The sequence below is a fragment of the Citrobacter sp. Ct235 genome, assembly GCF_030332305.1.
Taxonomy (GTDB): domain Bacteria; phylum Pseudomonadota; class Gammaproteobacteria; order Enterobacterales; family Enterobacteriaceae; genus Citrobacter_A; species Citrobacter_A telavivensis.
Genome location: NZ_JAOWIC010000016.1, coordinates 1 through 202, shown reverse-complemented (window position 1 = coordinate 202; position 202 = coordinate 1). Strand labels below are relative to the sequence as shown.

The window sequence follows — 202 nt, the reverse complement described above, 5'->3', positions numbered from 1 at the left end:
CCGGTGTTGCCGGCCGCATCAGAGACCGTGGCGGTAACCGTGCCGGTGGTCAGGGCACCGGCTGCCGCGGCCGGAACGGTGACGCTCCAGCTGCCGTTCGCCTGTACCAGTGCGGTGTAGCTGTTGCCGTTAATGGTCACGGTGACGGTCTGACCGGCCGGTGCGGTGGTGGTCCCGGTAATGACCAGGTCCGCCTGTGCTT

The 202-nt window shown here is 67.8% G+C and carries 1 protein-coding gene; it reads right to left on the bottom strand.

Annotated features, from left to right (window positions below; translation table 11 throughout):
- The coding region (locus OGY35_RS01050) for an Ig-like domain-containing protein (protein ID WP_286631200.1) at positions 1 to 202 on the bottom strand (202 nt) is incomplete at both ends.